The organism is Bradyrhizobium sp. USDA 223, assembly GCF_044909005.1.
Lineage (GTDB): Bacteria > Pseudomonadota > Alphaproteobacteria > Rhizobiales > Xanthobacteraceae > Bradyrhizobium > Bradyrhizobium yuanmingense.
This window is the reverse complement of record NZ_JBIYDR010000001.1, coordinates 6036665-6054790: the sequence shown is the minus strand read 5'-3', so window position 1 is coordinate 6054790 and position 18126 is coordinate 6036665. Positions and strand designations below refer to the sequence as shown.

The following is an 18126-nucleotide window of genomic DNA, read 5'->3' as shown; positions in this document are numbered from 1 at the left end:
CCACGGGATCGCCATGAATTGTGTTTTCAGGCTGCGTCCGATCTAGCCATGAGCCGTCTTGCCTCCGTCGATCACGAACTGGCCGCCGGTCGTGTAGGGATGATCGTCTGAGGCGAGCACCAGCGCAAAAGCCGCGATCTCCTCGGGCGTCGCCAGGCGCTGCAACCCCGGGACGTTGGATTTAGCCCATTGCGCGATGCCGACGTGCCAGGCGGCATCGGGCAGGCCCTCCATGCCGGCGAGCCGGCGGATCATCGGGGTATCCGTGGTGCCGGGGATCAAGGTGTTGATGCGGATGCCATGCTTTGCGTAGTCGAGTGCTGCGGCCTGCACCAGGCCGACCAGTCCGCGCTTGGCCGCAGAATAGGCCGAGCGCTTGGCCGAGGTCGCAATGGCGTTCGACGAGGAGGTGACGACGATCGATCCGCCTTTCTCCAGCATGTGCGGGATTTGGTACTTCATTGACAGGAACACGCCGCGCAGATCCGTGCCGATCACGTCGTCGAATTCGGCCGCGCTAAATTCATGCAGCGGCTTCTCGATGGAGATGCCGGCATTGTTGAAGGCGACGTCGAGCCGTCCGTAGCGCGCGATCGTCGTGTCGACCAGCGCCTTCACCTCGGATTCGTGGCGCAGGTCGGCGCGAATGAAGACGGCCTCGCCGCCGGACGCGCGCACCTCGGTCTCCACCTGCTTGCCACGGTCGGCGTTGCGCCCGCAAAAGGCGACCCGGCCGCCCTCGGCGGCGAACATCAGCGTTGCGGCCCGCCCGATTCCGGAGGTGCCGCCCGTGACGATGACGATCTTGCCCGCGAACCTTTGCTTGCCGCTCGGCTTCTGCTGCGGCAGCGCTGCGCCCTGGCCGAGCGCCACGCCGCCGGCGAGGCCGCCGACGGCACCTGCGAGCATGCCGAGGGCCGCGCTCCCGACCAGATGACGCCGCTTTACGGGATTGCTCGCGGTGATATTCTGTATTTCGGTCATTTCGAACTCCGGTCCGCTCAATCTGAACAGTGTTAAGATAGATATGCTGCAATCTGAACAGTGTCAAGTTACATGAAGAAACGGGCCCCCGCCGCCAAGCGCAGCACTGCTCCGACCCGGCCAAAGCCGGAGGTCGGATACCATCACGGCGAATTGCAGGAGGCGCTGATCGCCGCGAGCGAAGCCATTCTCGCCGAGCAGGGTGCGGAAGCCTTCACGCTGCGCGAAGCCGCACGCCGCGCCGGCGTTTCGCCGGCCGCGCCGTCGCATCATTTCGGCAACGCCCAGGGCCTTCTCACCGAAGTGGCGATCCGCGGCTACGACGCGCTTGCCGGCGCCTTGCGCGAGGCGGCCTCCGGCGAGCAGGGCGTCCGCGACAAGCTCCATGCCCAGGGGCTTGCCTATGTCGATTTTGCGTTGAGGCATCCCGGCCGTTTTCAGATGATGTTTGCCAACAAGCGGCTGGTTGCCGACGATGCGCGCCTGAAGCAGGCGAGCAGGGCCGCCGGCCATGCGTTCGAGGTCGTCGTCGCCGAGCTGACCGGCGGCACCGCGAAGGAGGCGAAGACGGCGGCTGCGGCGGCCTGGTCAACCGTTCACGGCTTTGCCAAGCTTGCGCTCGAGGAGAAATTCGGCTCTGTGAAGAACGAGGCCGGACGCCGCGAGATCATGATGACGCTCGATCAGGTCCTGAACTATCTCTGGCCCGCGAGCGGCACGCGTCGCTAGAGCATGATCCGGAAAAGTGCGAAGCGGTTTTCCGGAAAGATCATGCGCAAACAACAACCTAAAGCGCGATGACGTTCATCCAGATCTCATGGCGCTTTAGATGCAAATCGAGGCGGTCATGACGGGCAAGACGACAGAGCTCAAGTTTGACATCGAGCGCATCGGCACGGTCTCGGCGATCCTGACGCAGCCGACCCACGCGCGCGCCTGCTACGTCCTGGCGCACGGCGCCGGGGCTGATATGCGGCATTCCTTCATGGAGAAGGTTGCAGCCGGCCTTGCCCAGCGCGGCATTGCGACGTTCCGCTTCAATTTTCCTTACATGGAAGCGAAGAAGGGGCGTCCCGACCCGCCAGCAATCGCCCACGCGAGCGTCCGTGCCGCGGTCACGGAGGCAGCGCGGCTCTGCCCCGGGCTGAAGCTCGTTGCCGGCGGAAAATCGTTCGGAGGCCGCATGACCTCGCAGGCGCAGTCGAAGTCGCCGCTCCCCGATGTCAAAGGGCTGGCCTTCCTCGGCTTTCCCCTCCATGCTGCCAAGAAGCCGTCGAGCGAGCGCGCCGAGCACCTCGCTGCAATCGCGATTCCCATGCTGTTCCTGCAAGGCACACGCGACGAGCTTGCCGATCTTGCCCATCTCGAGCCCGTCATCGAGCGGCTCGGGCGTAAGGCGACGCTGCATGAGGTCGCAGGCGGCGACCATTCGTTTGCGGTGCTCAAGAAGTCCGGCCGGACCAATGACGAGGCGCTCGGCGAGGTTCTGGACACGCTCGGGGCCTGGATCGATGCGCTCTGAGGCTCACGCGGAATAAAGCCCCTTGTCGCGTGCCTTCTGAATCGCGAGGGCGGCGATCAGGTCGAGCGTCGGCGTCGACAGGCCGGCGGTGCGCGCGAAGGCCTGGGGCGCCTTCACCAGCACGTCGATCTCCATGGCGCGGCCGAGCTCGTAATCCTGCAGCAGCGACGGCTTGTGGTTGGGGGCGGGGCCGCTGCGGCTGACACGCTTCACCTCGGGAATGAAATATTGAGCGATCTCGTTGGCCTCGTTCAGCATGCGCGGAATCACCTCCGTGAAGGCGGGATCGTCGCGCACGCCGCGCGCGGTCTGGCCGGTGAGCAGGCACAGCACCGACAGAGACATGTTGGTCAGCAGCTTTGACCAGATCGCCTCGCGGATCTCGGCGACCGGCGGCGATTCCAGCCGCGCGTCGTTGAAGACGCCGCGCAGTTTCGTGATCCGCTCGCAATTGCGGTCGTCGCACTCGCCGATCAGGAGGCGGTTGCGGTCCGGGGTCAGGTTCTGCACCACGCCGGGCGCGATCACCTCGTTGGAGGAGAAGATCACGCCGCCGACGATCCGTTCCTTCGGGATGCAGGCGCGCAGGCGGCCGCCGGGATCGAGGAATGAAATGTCCGGCGGTGCCGGGTGCCGCGGAGGCAGGCCGATGCCGTACCACCAGGGAATGCCGTTTTGAGCGAACACGATCGCAGTGTCGTCCTGGAGCAGCGGCTTGATGCTGGAAACCAGCCCCTGAAGCGCGGTCGCCTTCAAGGTCGAGATCACGACGTCCTGCGGCCCGAGCTGGGCCGGATCGCCTGACGCGTTCACCTTGGCGCCGACCTCGGAATCGCCGACGCGCAGCTTGAGGCCACCCGCGCGGGCTGCCTCCAGATGCGCCCCCCGCATCACGCAACTGACCTCATGGCCGGCGCGCGCCAGCCGTACCGCAATGTGGCTGCCGACGGCGCCTGCGCCGAAAATGCAGATGCGCATATTGATATCCCGTATCCATCCCGTGGTGTCGCCCGCAGCCAGCATGACACAAGCCGCCATGCGATGGACGCGGCCACCCTACGCCGGAAAGATATGGATCAGGGCAGGCGCGCTCAGCCATAGTGTGCGGCAAACAACCGGAGGACCGCCGATGACTGCCAGCCCCGTCCTGTGGAGCCTCGATGAACGCGGGGTTGCGACCGTCACGTTGAACCGGCCGGAGGTCAACAACGCCTATGACGGCGCGCTGATCTCAGGCGTGCTCGCGGCCATGGACGACCTCGGCAGCAAGCCCAATTTGCGCGTCGTCGTGCTCCGGGGCAACGGCAAGCACTTCCAGGCCGGTGCCGACCTCAAATGGATTAACAGTGTGCGTCCGCAATCGCGCGAGGCAAACGAGGCGGCCTCGCGCGCGACGTTCGAAGCCGTGCAGCGGCTCAACACTTTGCCGATCCCCACCGTCGCGCTGGTGCAGGGCGGCTGTTTCGGGGGCGGTACCGGCGTCATCGCGGCCTGCGATGTCGTGATTGCCGCCGACAACGCCCTGTTCTCGATCACCGAGGTGCGCTGGGGGCTGACCGCCGCGATCATCATCCCGCAGCTCTGCGATGCCATTAGTGTACGGCAAGTCCGCCGCTACGCGCTGACCGGCGAACGCTTCGGCGCCGAAGACGCCCGCCGCATCGGCCTCGTCCACGAGGTGGTGCCGCTCGCCGATCTCGAGGCCGCAGGCGCCAAGGTGGTCGAGCAGCTGCTCGCCAACGGACCGGAGGCCACGGCCGAGACCAAGCGTCTTGCGCTGGAGAGCTCGTTCGGCGGCATGGCCGTGGACGATGACGCTTACACCCGGCTCGTGCAATTGCACTCGCTCAAGCGCCAGAGCGCCGAGGCAGCGGAGGGACTGGCGTCATTCGCCGAGAAACGGGCAGCGAGGTGGGGCGCCGACAAAAGCTGAGGGATGCGACGAGGTGCGGCTCGAAAAAGTGGGCTATGGGGGTATCGCGCGGAACTGCGGACGGGGCAGAAGATTTACCCGATTCAGCCTTATGGAGCGCGCCGATGTTCATTGTGGTTGGGGCAAACGGGCGTATCGGATCGGCCGTCGCGTCGAGGTTGCTGAATGCGGGGCGACCGGTTACAGCCGTGCTTCACAGCAACAACAACGAGGCCGATTGGCGCAGTCGCGGTGCGCAGACCGCGGTTGTCGATGTGCGCGACACCGACGGCTTGCGCGCGGTGTTCAGAACGGGCAAGCGCGCTTTCCTGCTCAATCCGAACGCCGACATCTCCACCGACACCGATCGTGAGGAGCATGCGACCGTCAGGAGCATCGTGGCGGCGCTCGAAGGATCCGGGCTCGAAAAGGTCGTCGCCGCATCTACCTATGGCGCCCAGCCGGGAGAGCGCTGCGGCGATCTCAATGTTCTCTATCATTTCGAGCAGGCGCTTGCCGCCCAACCGATACCAGCGACCATCCAGCGAGGCGCCTACTACATGAGCAACTGGGACCAACTGCTCGATGCGGCGAAGTGCGGCATGTTGCCGACCATGCTGCCCGCAGACATGAAGATCCCAATGGTCGCGCCCCCCGATCTTGGCAAGGCGGCCGCGCGCCATTTGTTGGAGCTGCCCCGCGATCAGGACGTGCATCATGTCGAAGGACCCGAGCGGTATTCGCCGCGGGATGTCGCGGATGCCTTCGCGGCCGTGCTCGGCCATCAGGTGAAGGTCGAGGTCATCCCGCGCGATCAATGGATCGCGGCTTATGGAAAGCTCGGCTTCTCCGCCGCGGCGGCGGAGTCTTATGCGCGAATGACCGCGGTCAGCGTCGACAGCGGCTTTGCCATGTCGGAGCCGTTCGAACGCGGCGAGACGACACTCGAAGACTATATCGGCGCTCTTGTCGCCCAGTCGCGCGGCTCGCACGCTGCTGCCAGCAGAGTCCTGTGACCGCCCAAATTGCAGTGCTCGTGGTCAGCAGCCGCGGCAGATGTTGTTGATGCTGCGATAGACGGCATCATCATCCTGTCGCAATTGGCGCAGCGTTTCGAGCGCTTTGCCGTCGTCGACCGCAGGTGCAGGCTTGCGCTTCGCGGCTAGCTCCTCCTCCTGCCGCTTGTAGCAGGCCTCGCGATCGGGCTTGGCGGGGATGAAGCGGCAGTTTTGCTCCACGGCCGAGGCGGGAACGGCCGAGATCGCGAGGGCGATAGAAGCGGCGAAGCAGTATCTGGCGATGATCGAATCCATGCCTGCACTTGTCTCAGGTCCACCGTTAGCGAGCAACCGCGATCTTGCGGGCATGAGGACCGCCGGCTAAGTCGTGATCCAGTTCGAACCAGATTCCGGGAAGGAACGCGCCATGCGGGCTACGACGATCGACGAACCGGCGCGCAAAGTGCCACTCTATGGCGAATATGAAGTCGTCGTGCTCGGCGGCGGCCCGGCCGGCATCGTGGCGGCAGCCGCAGCGGCGCGTGCGGGGCGGAAGACGCTGTTGATCGAGCGCTACGGCTTTCTCGGCGGCATGGGCACTGCGGCCGGCGTTACCAATTTCTGCGGCCTCCACGGCAATGTCCATGGCGAGCACCGGCGGCTTGTGCAGGGTCTGGCGTCGGAGCTGCTGGCGCGGATCGATCGCTTGAACGGCCTCAATGCGCCGCATCTGATCCTCGGCAAGGTTTTTGCCCAGGCCTATGACACCGCCGCCTACAAGATCGCGGCCGACGAGCTGCTCGCCAGCCACAAGGTGAATATGCTGTTCCACGCGCTCGGCGCCGGCGTCGTCATGGCCGAGGAGCGCCGCATCGACGCGATGCTGGTCGAGACCAAGGCCGGCCGGCAGGCGGTGCGCGCGGAGATCTTCATCGACTGCTCCGGCGACGGCGATCTTGCCGTGTGGGCCGGCGCGCCGTTCGAGATCGGCGACGCGCACGGCCATCCGCTCTACCCCTCGATGATGCTCCGTCTCAACGGCATCGACCCTGAGAAGGCCGGCGATGCCTGGCGCACCATTCCGCAATTGATGGAAAAGGCCTCCGCGGCCGGCACCCACACATTCCCGCGCAAAAGCGCGATCGTGCGGCCACAGAAATCCGGCATCGAATGGCGGGTAAACTTCACCCAGGTCGCGCGCGAGGACGGCCACGCCATCAACGGCATCGAGCCCGACGATCTCACCCGCGGTGAGATCGAGGGCCGCAAGCAGGCGCTCGCCGCGTACGAATTCCTGCGCAGCGCGGTGCCGGGTTTCGAGAAATCCTACATCGTCGACCTGCCGCCACAGCTCGGCATCCGCGAGACACGCCGCATCAAGGGTGGCTACCAGCTCAGCGGTGAGGACGTGCTCGGCTGTGCCTCGTTCGCGGATTCCATCGGCGTCAACGGCTGGCCGATCGAGGCCCATGTGCCCGGCGACGTCGTCTTCACCTTCCCGCCGATCCCGGAATCGCGCGGCTATAATGAGCTGCCTTACCGGATGCTGGTCCCTGAGGGCGTCGACAACCTCCTGGTCGCCGGTCGCTGTGCCTCGATGACCCACGAGGGCCAGTCGGCCGCGCGGGTCTCCGGTGCCTGCTTCGCGATGGGTGAGGCCGCCGGTTCCGCCGCCGCGCTGGCGCTGTCCGGAAACCGGATTCCACGCGAAATCCCCATTGAAAAGTTGCAGGAAACGTTGAAACAACAGGGCGCCTTCATCGGAGGGGACCAGGCGGTGCCCGAAGGCGTGTAACGCACTGCAAGACAAAGCGGAGGAAACGGGATGATCGGGATTGCGCGGCTCGCGGTAGCGGGCCTGATGGCGATCATGGCTATGGGCATGGCACGGGCCGAGGATGCGCTGAAAGCCAAGGTCGGCGTGCTCCGCCTGTCCTCGTCGGCGCCGGTCTTCATCGCGCTGGACAAGGGCTATTTCCGTGAGGCCGGCCTGGAGGTCGAGCTGAAGTTCTTCGATGCAGCGCAGCCGATTGCGGTCGCCACCACCTCGGGCGACGTCGATTTCGGCGTCACCGCTTTCACCGCCGGGCTCTACAATCTCGGCGGCAAGGGGGTGCTGAAGGTGATCGGCGGCATGAGCCGCGAGAAGCCGGGCTATCCCCTGATCGGCTATTTCGCCAGCAACAATGCCTATGCGAGCGGCTTGAAGACGCCGAAGGACCTTGCGGGCAAGCGCGTGGCGATGACGCAGGTCGGATCGAGCTTCCATTATTCGCTCGGCCTGCTCGCCGACAAATACGGCTTCAAGCTCGCGGACGTGAAAATCGTGCCGCTGCAATCGCTGTCGAATGCCGCCGCTGCGCTTAAGGGCGAGACCGTCGATGCCGCGTTGCTGCCGATCTCGACCGCACGAAAGCTGATGGACGAGGGCGGCGCGAAATTCCTGGGCTGGGTCGGTGACGAGACGCCGTGGCAGCTGGGCGCGGTATTCGCCGCGCCGAAGACGCTGGCCAACAAGGCGCTGGTGACGAAATTCCTCGGCGTGCTCGCGAAAGCCGACCGCGAATATCACGACGTCATCCTCACAGCGATGAAAGACGGTGTTGCCCCGATCAACGACAAGACCAGGCCGCTCCTGGAGATCATCGCAAAGTACACCAACCTGCCGGTCGAGCAGGTGGTCGGCAACTGCGCCTATATCGATCCCGACGGCAAGCTCGACGTGAAGAACGTCGACAACCAGATCAAATGGCTGCAGGAGCAGGGCTTCGTCGACAAGGGCTTTGATGCGGAAGCGATCATCGCGAAGGACTATGTGAAGGCGGATTGATGCTGATTGTGCAAACTCCCGCGGCAGGCGATCTGCCACCCTCCCCTGGAGGGGGAGGGTCGATCGCACCGGCGATGCGCAGCATCGTCCCGAGCGAGCGGGGTGGGGTGAGCCACGGCGGTGGTCTATCTGTCGTTTGCTCCGACCATTCGCGGGAAGTTCGGGGGCAGGAATTGCCAGCATCCGCGCCGATAGACTATCACCCCACCCCGGTTTGCATTTCGCTTCGCTGCATGCAAACCGATGCTCCCCCTCCAGGGGAGGGTGAAGAGCGCGCACAGCCCGAGCAGAAACGGTGCGCCGCATGGACCTGATCGCCAGCCACATCACCCATCGCTTCGGCGATCTCGCCGTGCTCGACGACGTCTCGTTCACCGTCGGGGCGGGCGAGGTGGTGGCGATCGTCGGACCCTCCGGCTGCGGCAAGAGCACGCTGCTGTCGATCCTCGGCGGACTGCTGCAGCCGACCTCCGGCGCGCCGGAGCTGCGCGGCGCGCCGCCGGCGGATAGCCTCAATCCGCTGACTTTCGTGTTCCAGGACTTTGCGCTGCTGCCCTGGGCGACGGTGGAGGAGAATGTTGAATTCCCGCTGCTGCACACAAAGCTCTCGGCCGCGCAGCGCCGCGCGCTGGTCGAGGATGCGCTGCGCCGCACCGGCCTCACCGATTTTCGCCAGACCTATCCAAAGCAGCTCTCGGGCGGCATGCGCCAGCGCGTCGGCATCTCGCGCGCGCTCGCGGTGAAGCCCGCGATCCTCTTGATGGACGAGCCGCTCTCGGCGCTGGATTCGCAGACCCGCGAGCTGCTGCTGGAGGATTTCATCCGCCTGCTCGCCGATGGCGGCATGGGCGCGGTCTACGTCACCCACAATCTCGAAGAGGCCGCGCGGCTTGCCGATCGCATCGTGGTGCTGTCACGCCGGCCCGGTCGTATCCGCGAGGTCGTCACCGTGCCGATGACGCGCGCGGCCCGCGGCGAAGCGGGGGCCCGCGAACAACTGCTGGCCCTGCAGAACCAGATCTGGTCGCTGATCCGCAACGAGGCGATCGATGCCGAGCGCGAGGTCCAGCATGCTTGATCGCGCGGCAACGGACATGGCGGCCAAGAACGAAGCGACGCGGCGCGTCCACTTTCGCGGCGCGGGCTTCGTGCCCGCGTCGAGCCGGTATGGCGGCTGGATCGCGCTCGGCCTGCTTATCGCGATCTGGCAGGCCGCCGGCAGCGCCGGCCTCGTCAATGCGCTGTTTCTGCCGACTCCTTCCGCAATTGTTCGCGCGATCTATCAGCTCGCCGTTTCCGGCGCACTCTGGCAGCATGTTTCGGCTTCGCTGCTGCGGATCGGCGTCGGCTGGCTGTTGGGAACGGCGGCCGGAATCGCCGTCGGCTTCGCCATCGGCCTGTCGCGTCTCGCGCGCAGCGTCGGCATCACCTTCATCTCGGCGCTGTTTCCGATCCCGAAGATCGCGCTGCTGCCGCTGCTGATTCTCTGGCTCGGCATCGGCGAAGAGCCGAAGATCGCGACCATTGCGTTAGGGGTGTTCTTCTCGACCGCGATCTCGGTCTATAGCGGTGTCGATGCGGTGCCGCGCAACCTTATCCGCATGGCGCAGAGCTTCAACGTTCCGTTCGCCACCATCGTGCGCAAGGTGATCTGGCCCGGCGCGCTGCCGGCGATCCTCGCGGGCTTCCGCATCACCGCCTCCGTCGCGCTGCTGCTGGTCGTCAGCGCCGAGATGATCGGCGCCCAATACGGCATCGGTGCCTTCGTGCTGCAAGCGGGCAACCTGATGCAGACCGATCAGCTGCTCGCGGGCGTCGTGATCCTGTCGGTGTTCGGCCTCGTCGTGGGGAAGGTGATCGGCTGGCTGGAGATGCGGCTGTTGCACTGGCGCTAGATACGATCACCGGCGCCGTAGGGTGGGCAAAGCGAAGCGTGCCTACCATTCCTTCATGAGTCGCGAAGACGTGGGCACGGCGCAAGGGCGCCTTTGCCCACCCTACGAGACCGGCGACCGTCACGCGTTCCCACGATCTTCCCTGAACAGATCCAGCTTCTGCTGCACCGGCCGATCCGAGAAGCTGAACAGCACGGCGTCCTCATCCGCCTCGTGTGTCACCCAGTGCCAGCTCGGCACCACGAACAGATCGCGCGGGCCCCATTCGAACACGGTATCGCCGATGCGGCTGCGACCGCGTCCTTCGATCGGGCAGAACACGGTGGCGTCCGTCGAACGATAGCGCGTGGTCTTAAAACCCTTGGGCAGCAGCTGGATGAAGGTGCCGATGGTCGGCATTGCGAAATCGCCGGTCTCGGGGTTGCTGAACTTCAGCTTGAGGCCGTGGCAGGCGTCCCATTCCTGGCTCGTCCTGGCCTTCTCCAGCGCCTCGCGGGTGTAGGCATAGGGATAGCTGAAGATGGGCGACGTCTTCGAGCTCCGCTTCACATCGACGGGCAGGAGGTTGTGGCCGTAGCGGGCAAAGCTGTCGCCGGCAGGCTTTGTGATCTTCTGCTGGTCTTCGTTCGCGCCTTCGGCAAAGGAGCAGTCGAAGAACTGCACCAGGGGGATGTCGAGGCCGTCGAGCCAGAACATCGGCTGGTCGGTCTCGTTGGAATGATCGTGCCAGGTCATCGAGGGCGTGATGATGAAGTCGCCGGGCTCCATCGCGGTGCGCTCGCCGTCCACCGCGGTGTGGGCGCCCCTGCCTTCGAGCACGAAGCGCAGCGCCGACTGGCTGTGCCGGTGCGCAGGCGCGACGTCGCCGGGCACCACCATCTGCACGCCGGCATAGAGGGAGGTCGTGATCTTGGATTGCCCGCGCAGCCCCGGGTTCTCCAGCACCAGCACGCGCCGCTCGGCTTCCTTGGCGGTAATGAGCTTGCCGGCCTCCGTCATGTAATCGCGGATAACGTCGAACTTCCAGAGGTGAGGCCGGCACGCGCTTTTCGGCTCCGGCGTGATCAGGTCGCTCATCACCGTCCACAGCGCGGTGAGATTCTCGCCGTCGATCTTCCGGTAGAACGCCTCGCGTTCCGGCGTCTTGGTCACGGCTTCCATGAATGAGCCTCCCGTTCATTGTTGATTGACAGTATACTGACAATCTATATAGCGTCAACTTGACGAACGACACACAAAGGTCGTGTCATTCCGGGCTCGACGCTGGCGCGTCGCCCCGGAATGACAAAAGCAGGGAGGCTCTCAATGAAGCTGCACGGCTATTTCCGCTCCAGCGCCGCCTATCGCGTGCGGATCGCGCTGAACCTGAAGGGGCTCGGCGCCGAGCATCTGCCGCATCATCTGCGCAAGGGCGAGCAATGCGCCCCCGGCTATCTCGCCATCAACCCGCAGGGCCTGGTGCCGGCGCTGGAGGACGATGCGGGTGGCGTGCTGACGCAATCGGTGGCCATCATCGAATGGCTCGACGAGACCCATCCCAATCCGCCGCTGCTGCCGAAGGATCCGCTGCGCCGCGCCAGGGTGCGGGCGTTTGCGCTAGCGATCGCCTGCGACACCCATCCGGTGCAGAACCTGAAAGTGCTGGCGCGGCTGCGTGAGCTGGGTCTGCCCGAAGAGAAGGTCCAGGACTGGGCCGCCTGGGTCAACCGCGAGGGCCTGTCGGCCTGTGAGATGCTGATCAAGGACGAGAAGGGCCCATTCTGCTTCGGCGATGCGCCGACGCTGGCCGATCTCTGCCTCGTGCCGCAGCTCGGCAATGCCCGCCGCTTCGGCGTCGACGTCTCCGCCTATCCGCGCCTGCTCCAGGCCGAGGCCGCCGCCAAGGCGCTGCCGGCATTTGCCGATGCCGCGCCGGAGAAGCAGCCCGATGCCGAGTAAGCCGCCCCCTCCGATCACGATCGACGCGGTCTATGCCGCGCCGGGCTATCTGTTCCGGCGCATGCAGCAGATCGCGGTCTCGATCTTCATGGAGGAGTGCAAGGCGTTTGATCTCACGCCGGTGCAATATGCCGCGCTGGTCGCAATCCACACCCATCCGGGCATCGACGCGACGCGGCTGTCGGCGGTGATCGCCTTCGACCGCTCGACGCTCGGCAGCGTGATCGAACGTCTGCAGGCCAAGGCCTATATCGAGCGCAAGCCGGCACCCGAGGACAAGCGGATCAAGCTGCTCTATCTGACCAAGTCGGGCGCTGCGATCCTGCGCGAGATCATCCCCGCCGTCGAGCGCGCACAGGCCCGGATGCTGGAGCCGCTCAAGCCCGCCGATCGCAAGGCGCTGATGGGGCTGCTGGCGCAGCTGGTTGATCTCAACAACGAAGCCTCCCGCGTGCCGCTGCGCGCGGAGGACGCGCTGGAGCATCTGGGGAACGGTGCGTGAGGGGGCGCCCCGGCCAGCCCAGAGCGCGATCTCGTAGGGTGGGCAAAGGCGCGAAGCGCCGTGCCCACGATCTCTCTCCTATTGGGGAATGGTGGGCACGCTCCGCTTTGCCCACCCTACGATCGCGGTGCGCGGAACTCCGTCCTCGCCTCACATCCGCAGCAACGCCTGCCGATCGATCTTCCCCGTGCCGGTCTTCGGGAGTTCGTCGATGAAGATCACCTCGCGCGGATATTTGTACGGCAGCAGCCTGCTCTTGACATAGTCCTGCAGCCTGCGCGCCGCCTCACTCTGGTCGACCGCGCGGTTGTTCATCACCACCACCGCCTTCAGCGTCATGCGACGGTCCGGCAGCTCGGCGGCGAACACCGCGCATTCGCGGATGTCGGGGTGATCGGCGAGGCACAGCTCGACCTCGAGCGGGTAGACCCACTGGCCGGAGATCTTGATGAGATCGTCGGCGCGGCCACGGAAGAAGTGGAAGCCGTCGGCATCCCGCACGAAGCGATCACCGGTGTAGATCCAGCCGCCCTCGCGGATCGTCTCGGCGGATTTGTCCGGCCGATTCCAGTACAGCGGCGTGTTGGAATCGCCGCGCACCCACAGAATCCCTTCCTCGTTGTCGCCGACGTCGCGGCCGTCCTTGTCGCGCAGCGCGACCTCGTAGCCGGGAACGCGCAGACCCGCGGCGCCGAGTTTCTTCTGCTCGGGCCGGTTGGAGAGATAGATGTGCAGCACCTCGGTCGAGCCGAGGCCTTCGACGATTTCGAGCCCCGTGAGCGTCTTCCAGCCGTTGAAGACCTCGGCCGAGAGCACCTCGGCGGCGGAGAGCGCCATGCGCAGCGACGAGAAATCCGTCTTGTCCGAGCCGTCGGCCTTGGTCAGCGCGGTGTACAGCGTCGGCAGGCCGAAGAAGACCGTCGGCTTGTACTGCTCAATCGCCGCGAAGATCGACGTAGGCTTCGGCTGGCCCGGCAGCAGCAATGTTGCGGCGCCGGCCGAGAACGGGAAGGTGACGGAATTGCCGAAGCCGTAGGCGAAGAAGATTTTTGGCACCGAGAAGCAGATGTCGTCAGGCGTCAGCTTCAGTACGCTCCGCGCAAAGGCGGCATCCGTGTAGGCCATGTCGTGCTGCAGGTGCACGATGCCCTTGGGCCGTCCGGTCGAGCCGGAGGAGTACATCCAGAACGCCATTTCGTCGCGCTGTGTCGGCGCTTCCGCCAGCTCGGCAGGGAATTGCGCGAGCCAGTTCTCCACCGCGAGCGCCTGCGGCGCCGCGTGCTCGCCGGCCACGCCATTGGCGACGATCAGCGTATGCAGCTTGGTCTCCCTGCAAGCCTCGGCATTGAAGCGGGCTACGAATTCTGCATCCGCCACCGCGACGGTCGCGCCGGAATCGGCGAGGTAGAATTGCAAGAGGTCCGGCGGCGTCAGCGTGTTGATCAAGAGCGGCACGAAGCCGGCGCGCACCGCGCCGAAGAAGGCGGCCGGATAGGCCGGTGTGTCGTCGAGGAACAGCAGCACGCGGTCGCCGCGCTTCAGGCCGAGCGACGCAAGGCCGTTGCCCCAGCGGCAAGCCTCGTCGCAGAGCTCGGCATAAGTCCGTGTGCCCGCGGGGCCGATCAACGCGCGCTTGTGGCCGCGACCCTTGGCGAGATTCTCGAACAGGATGCGGCTGGCGTTGTAGATGTCAGGGACGGCAAAGCCGATCTCGCGTGCGCCCTCGCTGTCGGCGGGCACCTGATCGAAAATCGCGTTGCTCATGCCTCGCCTCCCCCATTGTCCCCGCCATTCCTGGCCGCTTGATAGCGGGCCATGAAGGCCGGCGACATCGCACTCAGCCGGGAATCGTCGATGCGGCCGGAGCGGGTGATGTAGCTGTAGGCGAAGTCCATCAGGGGAAGCTTCATGTGCTCGGCGAAATGTTCGTACCAGAACGCACTGGTGCGCGCCGCGTTGACGAGCTTCTGCACGATGGGCTTGCGCGCGGCCTGATAGCGATGCAGCGCGGTCGCAAGGTGCGCATCCGACTCCAGCGCCTTGACGAGGGCGATGGCGTCCTCGATCGCGAGCCGCGTGCCCGAGCCGATCGAGAAATGTGCCGAATGCAGGGCGTCGCCGAGCAGCACCATGTTCTTGAACGACCAGTGCTCGTTCCAGATCCAGGGAAAATTGCGCCAGACCGATTTGTTGGAGACGAGGCAATGGCCGCCGAGCGTGTCGGCGAACACCTCCTCGCAGACGCCCTTGGACTGCTCGACGTCCTTGTAGGCGAACCCATAGGCCTGCCAGGTGGCGTAATCGCATTCGACCAGGAAGGTGCTCATGGTCGGCGAATAGCGGTAGTGATGGGCGTTGAAGGCGCCGCGCTCGGTCTTCACGAAGGTCTGCGACAGCGTGTCGAAGCGTTTCGAGGTGCCGTACCAGACGAACTTGTTGGATGAGTAGGACAGCGACGTCCCGAAATCGCCCTCATAGGCGCGGCGCACCAGCGAGTTCAGTCCGTCGGCGGCGACGATCAGATCGTGGCCGTTGAGCTGGTCGATCGCCTGGATCTGCGTGTCGAAGCGCGGGGTCACGCCGACATCGAGCGCGCGCTGCTGCAGGAATCTGAGCAGATCCAGCCGCCCGATCGATGAGAAGCCGACGCCGTCGATGGCGACGCTGTCGCCATGGAGGTGCAGCGTGATGTTCTCCCAGCTCTCCATGTGCGGGGCGATCGCATCGACCGTCTCGGGGTCGTCCGCGCGCAGGAACTCCAGCGCTTGGTCGGAGAACACGACGCCAAAGCCCCAGGTCGCGTCGGCCGGGTTCTGTTCGAACAGGTCGACCTGATCCTCGGGGTGACGCTTCTTCCAGAGATAGGCAAAGTAGAGCCCGCCGGGCCCCCCGCCAATCACGGCGATCCGCAACGACTGCCTCCCTAATTGACAGTATACTTACTATCTAGGGGTAGACTAATGTGCTCCGGCGTCCGGCGCCAGCGGAATTATCGGCAGCGCGCGGCACGCCAAAGCACGTGTCCGGACACGCGTTTTGCGGGTCCGAAACCGTCAGGTGCGAATCATAGCCAAACCGGGGCGGATTGGCCACCAGGGGTCAGACGCAGCGCTTCACATAGACCCCGTTCACAAGAACCCTGGTGCAGCGGACCGCCGGCACTGGCTTGCGGACGACGACGGCCGCGTTCGGTCCGACGCAGCCGGCGCGAACGACGCCGCGTGCGCACACCACCGCATTGGCGTCGGTGGCCTCGAAGGTCATGGTGGCGGCGAAGGCGAAGAGCGCAGAAGCAACGAGCAGCAATGAACGCATGTTGTCCTCCCGGGGCTTGTCGTGGTCGTAGCGGCCTTTCAAACAAGGGTCGGTTAGTTTTACGCCTCAGCACGCGAAAACCTTCGCGTCACGCACCGCAATTCATGCCGCGGACGAATTAAGCCCGCTCGATCTTACCTCGCCGCGAAAGGCGCGAGCACCTCCTTGCAGGCCGGCGAGAGCGATGCCGCCCGGTTGGAAATGCATTGGATGATCCGGCCGCCACCGGGCGCCACGCCGGCGCAGAGCGTGCGGATGTCGGCGCCGCAAGCCGACCGAACGATGAACAGCTCTTCGCGCGGCAGCAATGGCCGCAGCACGAGGGCGGCCGGAGCCGCGGCAGGCGCCGCGGCGGCCGGTGGTGCAGCACCCGAAGCGGGCGTGGCCGCGGCCGCTCCGCCACCGAAAGCCGCATTCACGGCGTTGGCGCAACCGGCCGACACCTTCGCCTTGTTCTTCTCCAGGCATTCGATCGCGGGCGCGCCGCCGGGCGGCACGCTGGCGCAGACCTTGGGATAATCGCTTCGGCAGGCGCTCTTGATCGCGGAAACCTGCGCGGGGCTCGGCTGCTTTGCTGCTGCCGCCTTCGATGCCGCCGCCGCTCCCGGCTTGGAAGCTGGCGCGGCAGCGGGCGCCGCTTCCGTTTTTGCCGGTTCGGATTTGACAGGCTCGGATTTGGCGGGCGCTGCTTCGGTCTTCGGCGCGGCGGCCGGTTCGACCGCGCGAACCGCAGCCTGGCAGCCCGACGACAGGCTCGACATGTTCTTGGCGAGGCATTGAACCGCCTCCACTCCGCCGGGCGTCACGCTCGAGCAGTACGCCATGAAGTCCGAGCGGCATGCGGACCGGATCGCGCTTTTCTGGGCCTCGGTCTGCGCGAGCGCTCCTGTTGCAGTTGCGAAGAGTGCCGTCGCCAGCAACGCCGTGCGCGTCGATGCATGCGTCAACGTGTTGAACATCTGGTGATTTCCTGCCCCGTCGGTAACGCCGACGATTCGCTAAAATGTAGTGCAATCGCAATTGTCGCGAGTGACGCCTCGCATGCAGCATCATTCGCCGCTTTGGCGTCACCCGCAAGTCAATAATGTCGGCGCAATTGCGCGATCAGAGCTTGACCATGCGCTTGCCTCGGTTCTCGCCCGCAAGCAATCCGATCAGCGCTTTCGGCGTGTTCTCGAGTCCGTCGAGAATATCCTCCTGCACCTTGAGCTTGCCGGATTTCACCCAGGCCTGGAGATCGGCGAGCGCGCGCTCGCTGTCCTTCATGTAGTCCATCACGATGAAGCCCTGCATGGTCAGCCGCTTCACCACGATCAGGCCGGGCACGCCGCGCGGGCCATGTGCGGCAGGCGCGCCGTCATATTGCGAGATCGCGCCACAACAGGCGATGCGGCCGTAGTTGTTCATCTGCGGCAGGCAGGCTTCGAGGATGTCGCCGCCGACATTGTCGAAATAGACGTCGATGCCTTTCGGCGCCGCTGCGCGCAGCGCCTTGAACACCGCGCCGTCCTTGTAGTCCACGGCGGCATCGAAGCCGAGCTCGGAGGTCAGCCAGTTGCACTTGTCGGCGCCGCCGGCGATGCCGACGACGCGGCATCCCCTGATCTTGGCGATCTGTCCGACGATCGAGCCGACCGAGCCTGCGGCTGCGGAGACCACGACCGTCTCGCCCTCCCTGGGCTTGCCGATCTCAAGCAGGCCGAAATAAGCGGTGAGACCGGCGATGCCGAACACGCTGAGCAGGTGCGTCATCGGCTCGAGCTTCGGCATTTTGGTCAGATGCTTCGCCGGCACGGCGGCAAATTCCTGCCAGCCGGTGTCGCCGAATACGATGTCGCCGGGCGCAAGCCCCGCTGCCTTCGAGTTGACGACCTCGGCGATGGCGCCGCCGGCCATGACGCTGTTGGCTTCGACGGCGGAACGATAGGTCGCGCCGTGCATCCAGGCGCGGTTGGCCGCGTCGAGCGAGATGTAGCGTACGCGCAGCAAGGCCTCGCCGTCCTTCGGCTCCGGCATCGCGCCTTCGACCATCCTGAAATGTTCGGGACCGAGCTTGCCGCTGGGCTTTTCCACCAGCAGGATCTGGCGATTGATGTTGCCGCTCATGGCGTTTCCCTTTTCATTTGCTTGACGATCATTGATGCAGCCGCCGCAAGGAAAGCGTGCAAGCCGCATGCGTCGTGCGCTGCATGAAGGCTAGATCGCCGCTTTCCATTTCACAATGGGAACA

The 18126-nt window shown here is 65.3% G+C and carries 19 protein-coding genes; 10 read left to right on the top strand and 9 right to left on the bottom strand.

Features of this window, described 5'->3' with window-relative positions; genetic code table 11:
- Positions 1 to 42 precede the first annotated feature (42 nt).
- Entirely contained in the window at positions 43 to 984 is a 942-nt protein-coding gene (locus ABIA40_RS28225) for an SDR family NAD(P)-dependent oxidoreductase (protein ID WP_404544467.1), read from the bottom strand.
- A gap of 72 nt (positions 985 to 1056) precedes the next feature.
- On the opposite strand from ABIA40_RS28225, the gene ABIA40_RS28220 reads away from it, so the two are divergent.
- On the top strand, positions 1057 to 1713 hold the full coding sequence (locus ABIA40_RS28220) for a TetR/AcrR family transcriptional regulator (protein ID WP_404544464.1): 657 nt from the start codon (positions 1057 to 1059) through the stop codon (positions 1711 to 1713).
- A gap of 118 nt (positions 1714 to 1831) precedes the next feature.
- Positions 1832 to 2506 carry an alpha/beta family hydrolase gene (locus ABIA40_RS28215; protein WP_404544462.1) on the top strand — a complete coding sequence of 225 codons (675 nt, stop codon included), beginning with the start codon at positions 1832 to 1834 and terminating at the stop codon, positions 2504 to 2506.
- Between the two features lie 3 nt (positions 2507 to 2509).
- On the opposite strand, the gene ABIA40_RS28210 is transcribed toward ABIA40_RS28215, so the two are convergent.
- Positions 2510 to 3484 carry a ketopantoate reductase family protein gene (locus ABIA40_RS28210; protein ID WP_404544460.1) on the bottom strand — a complete coding sequence of 325 codons (975 nt, stop codon included), beginning with the start codon at positions 3482 to 3484 and terminating at the stop codon, positions 2510 to 2512.
- 151 nt (positions 3485 to 3635) lie between these two features.
- On the opposite strand from ABIA40_RS28210, the gene ABIA40_RS28205 reads away from it, so the two are divergent.
- Complete coding sequence (locus ABIA40_RS28205) at positions 3636 to 4439, top strand: enoyl-CoA hydratase-related protein (RefSeq protein ID WP_404544458.1); 804 nt, start codon at positions 3636 to 3638, stop codon at positions 4437 to 4439.
- A gap of 104 nt (positions 4440 to 4543) precedes the next feature.
- Entirely contained in the window at positions 4544 to 5434 is an 891-nt protein-coding gene (locus ABIA40_RS28200) for an NmrA family NAD(P)-binding protein (protein ID WP_271539654.1), read from the top strand.
- Positions 5435 to 5458: 24 nt separating this feature from the next.
- Here ABIA40_RS28200 and ABIA40_RS28195 read toward each other — a convergent pair whose 3' ends face one another.
- Positions 5459 to 5731: a hypothetical protein gene (locus ABIA40_RS28195; RefSeq protein WP_404544456.1), complete on the bottom strand. Its 273-nt coding sequence runs from the start codon at positions 5729 to 5731 to the stop codon at positions 5459 to 5461.
- Positions 5732 to 5843: 112 nt separating this feature from the next.
- Here ABIA40_RS28195 and ABIA40_RS28190 point away from each other — a divergent pair, with 112 nt between their 5' ends.
- The 4 genes from ABIA40_RS28190 (at position 5844) to ABIA40_RS28175 (ending at position 10141) form a co-directional block, all read left to right on the top strand.
- Positions 5844 to 7211 (top strand): FAD-dependent oxidoreductase, encoded by a 1368-nt coding sequence (locus ABIA40_RS28190; protein ID WP_404544453.1) that lies wholly within the window; start codon positions 5844 to 5846, stop codon positions 7209 to 7211.
- A 30-nt stretch (positions 7212 to 7241) separates the two neighbouring features.
- Positions 7242 to 8246, top strand: a complete 1005-nt coding sequence (locus ABIA40_RS28185) for an ABC transporter substrate-binding protein (RefSeq protein WP_404544451.1) — start codon at positions 7242 to 7244, stop codon at positions 8244 to 8246.
- Between the two features lie 304 nt (positions 8247 to 8550).
- Positions 8551 to 9324, top strand: coding sequence for an ABC transporter ATP-binding protein (locus tag ABIA40_RS28180; RefSeq protein WP_157285817.1), 774 nt, complete (start codon positions 8551 to 8553; stop codon positions 9322 to 9324).
- Positions 9317 to 10141 carry an ABC transporter permease gene (locus ABIA40_RS28175; protein WP_275507794.1) on the top strand — a complete coding sequence of 275 codons (825 nt, stop codon included), beginning with the start codon at positions 9317 to 9319 and terminating at the stop codon, positions 10139 to 10141. Before ABIA40_RS28180 ends, ABIA40_RS28175 begins: the two co-directional genes overlap by 8 nt.
- Before the next feature lie 120 nt (positions 10142 to 10261).
- On the opposite strand, the gene gtdA is transcribed toward ABIA40_RS28175, so the two are convergent.
- On the bottom strand, positions 10262 to 11302 hold the full coding sequence (gene gtdA, locus ABIA40_RS28170; RefSeq protein ID WP_271539625.1) for a gentisate 1,2-dioxygenase: 1041 nt from the start codon (positions 11300 to 11302) through the stop codon (positions 10262 to 10264).
- A gap of 144 nt (positions 11303 to 11446) precedes the next feature.
- Here gtdA and maiA point away from each other — a divergent pair, with 144 nt between their 5' ends.
- Together maiA and ABIA40_RS28160 are read left to right on the top strand one after the other, a co-directional pair.
- On the top strand, positions 11447 to 12079 hold the full coding sequence (maiA, locus tag ABIA40_RS28165; RefSeq protein WP_157285820.1) for a maleylacetoacetate isomerase: 633 nt from the start codon (positions 11447 to 11449) through the stop codon (positions 12077 to 12079).
- Positions 12069 to 12581, top strand: a complete 513-nt coding sequence (locus tag ABIA40_RS28160) for a MarR family winged helix-turn-helix transcriptional regulator (RefSeq protein ID WP_404544447.1) — start codon at positions 12069 to 12071, stop codon at positions 12579 to 12581. The genes maiA and ABIA40_RS28160 overlap by 11 nt, the downstream gene beginning before the upstream one ends.
- 150 nt (positions 12582 to 12731) lie before the next feature.
- Here ABIA40_RS28160 and ABIA40_RS28155 read toward each other — a convergent pair whose 3' ends face one another.
- From ABIA40_RS28155 to ABIA40_RS28135, 5 genes are all read right to left on the bottom strand, one after another.
- Positions 12732 to 14345, bottom strand: coding sequence for a benzoate-CoA ligase family protein (locus tag ABIA40_RS28155; protein WP_404544445.1), 1614 nt, complete (start codon positions 14343 to 14345; stop codon positions 12732 to 12734).
- Positions 14342 to 15493, bottom strand: coding sequence for an FAD-dependent monooxygenase (locus tag ABIA40_RS28150; RefSeq protein ID WP_404544442.1), 1152 nt, complete (start codon positions 15491 to 15493; stop codon positions 14342 to 14344). Before ABIA40_RS28150 ends, ABIA40_RS28155 begins: the two co-directional genes overlap by 4 nt.
- Positions 15494 to 15680: 187 nt before the next feature.
- Positions 15681 to 15896 carry a hypothetical protein gene (locus tag ABIA40_RS28145; protein WP_128265055.1) on the bottom strand — a complete coding sequence of 72 codons (216 nt, stop codon included), beginning with the start codon at positions 15894 to 15896 and terminating at the stop codon, positions 15681 to 15683.
- Between the two features lie 134 nt (positions 15897 to 16030).
- Positions 16031 to 16855, bottom strand: a complete 825-nt coding sequence (locus ABIA40_RS28140; RefSeq protein WP_404544440.1) for a cysteine rich repeat-containing protein — start codon at positions 16853 to 16855, stop codon at positions 16031 to 16033.
- A 145-nt stretch (positions 16856 to 17000) separates the two neighbouring features.
- Positions 17001 to 18002 carry an NADP-dependent oxidoreductase gene (locus ABIA40_RS28135; RefSeq protein WP_404544438.1) on the bottom strand — a complete coding sequence of 334 codons (1002 nt, stop codon included), beginning with the start codon at positions 18000 to 18002 and terminating at the stop codon, positions 17001 to 17003.
- Between the last annotated feature and the right edge of the window lie 124 nt (positions 18003 to 18126).

Excerpts from the sequence above, each read along its gene's own strand:
- ABIA40_RS28225 (WP_404544467.1), bottom strand. The coding sequence starts at position 984 with ATGACCGAAATACAGAATATCACCGCGAGCAATCCCGTAAAGCGGCGT.
- ABIA40_RS28220 (WP_404544464.1), top strand. The coding sequence starts at position 1,057 with ATGAAGAAACGGGCCCCCGCCGCCAAGCGCAGCACTGCTCCGACCCGG.
- ABIA40_RS28215 (WP_404544462.1), top strand. The coding sequence starts at position 1,832 with ATGACGGGCAAGACGACAGAGCTCAAGTTTGACATCGAGCGCATCGGC.
- ABIA40_RS28210 (WP_404544460.1), bottom strand. The coding sequence starts at position 3,484 with ATGCGCATCTGCATTTTCGGCGCAGGCGCCGTCGGCAGCCACATTGCG.
- ABIA40_RS28205 (WP_404544458.1), top strand. The coding sequence starts at position 3,636 with ATGACTGCCAGCCCCGTCCTGTGGAGCCTCGATGAACGCGGGGTTGCG.
- ABIA40_RS28200 (WP_271539654.1), top strand. The coding sequence starts at position 4,544 with ATGTTCATTGTGGTTGGGGCAAACGGGCGTATCGGATCGGCCGTCGCG.
- ABIA40_RS28195 (WP_404544456.1), bottom strand. The coding sequence starts at position 5,731 with ATGGATTCGATCATCGCCAGATACTGCTTCGCCGCTTCTATCGCCCTC.
- ABIA40_RS28190 (WP_404544453.1), top strand. The coding sequence starts at position 5,844 with ATGCGGGCTACGACGATCGACGAACCGGCGCGCAAAGTGCCACTCTAT.
- ABIA40_RS28185 (WP_404544451.1), top strand. The coding sequence starts at position 7,242 with ATGATCGGGATTGCGCGGCTCGCGGTAGCGGGCCTGATGGCGATCATG.
- ABIA40_RS28180 (WP_157285817.1), top strand. The coding sequence starts at position 8,551 with ATGGACCTGATCGCCAGCCACATCACCCATCGCTTCGGCGATCTCGCC.
- ABIA40_RS28175 (WP_275507794.1), top strand. The coding sequence starts at position 9,317 with ATGCTTGATCGCGCGGCAACGGACATGGCGGCCAAGAACGAAGCGACG.
- gtdA (WP_271539625.1), bottom strand. The coding sequence starts at position 11,302 with ATGGAAGCCGTGACCAAGACGCCGGAACGCGAGGCGTTCTACCGGAAG.
- maiA (WP_157285820.1), top strand. The coding sequence starts at position 11,447 with ATGAAGCTGCACGGCTATTTCCGCTCCAGCGCCGCCTATCGCGTGCGG.
- ABIA40_RS28160 (WP_404544447.1), top strand. The coding sequence starts at position 12,069 with ATGCCGAGTAAGCCGCCCCCTCCGATCACGATCGACGCGGTCTATGCC.
- ABIA40_RS28155 (WP_404544445.1), bottom strand. The coding sequence starts at position 14,345 with ATGAGCAACGCGATTTTCGATCAGGTGCCCGCCGACAGCGAGGGCGCA.
- ABIA40_RS28145 (WP_128265055.1), bottom strand. The coding sequence starts at position 15,896 with ATGCGTTCATTGCTGCTCGTTGCTTCTGCGCTCTTCGCCTTCGCCGCC.
- ABIA40_RS28140 (WP_404544440.1), bottom strand. The coding sequence starts at position 16,855 with ATGTTCAACACGTTGACGCATGCATCGACGCGCACGGCGTTGCTGGCG.
- ABIA40_RS28135 (WP_404544438.1), bottom strand. The coding sequence starts at position 18,002 with ATGAGCGGCAACATCAATCGCCAGATCCTGCTGGTGGAAAAGCCCAGC.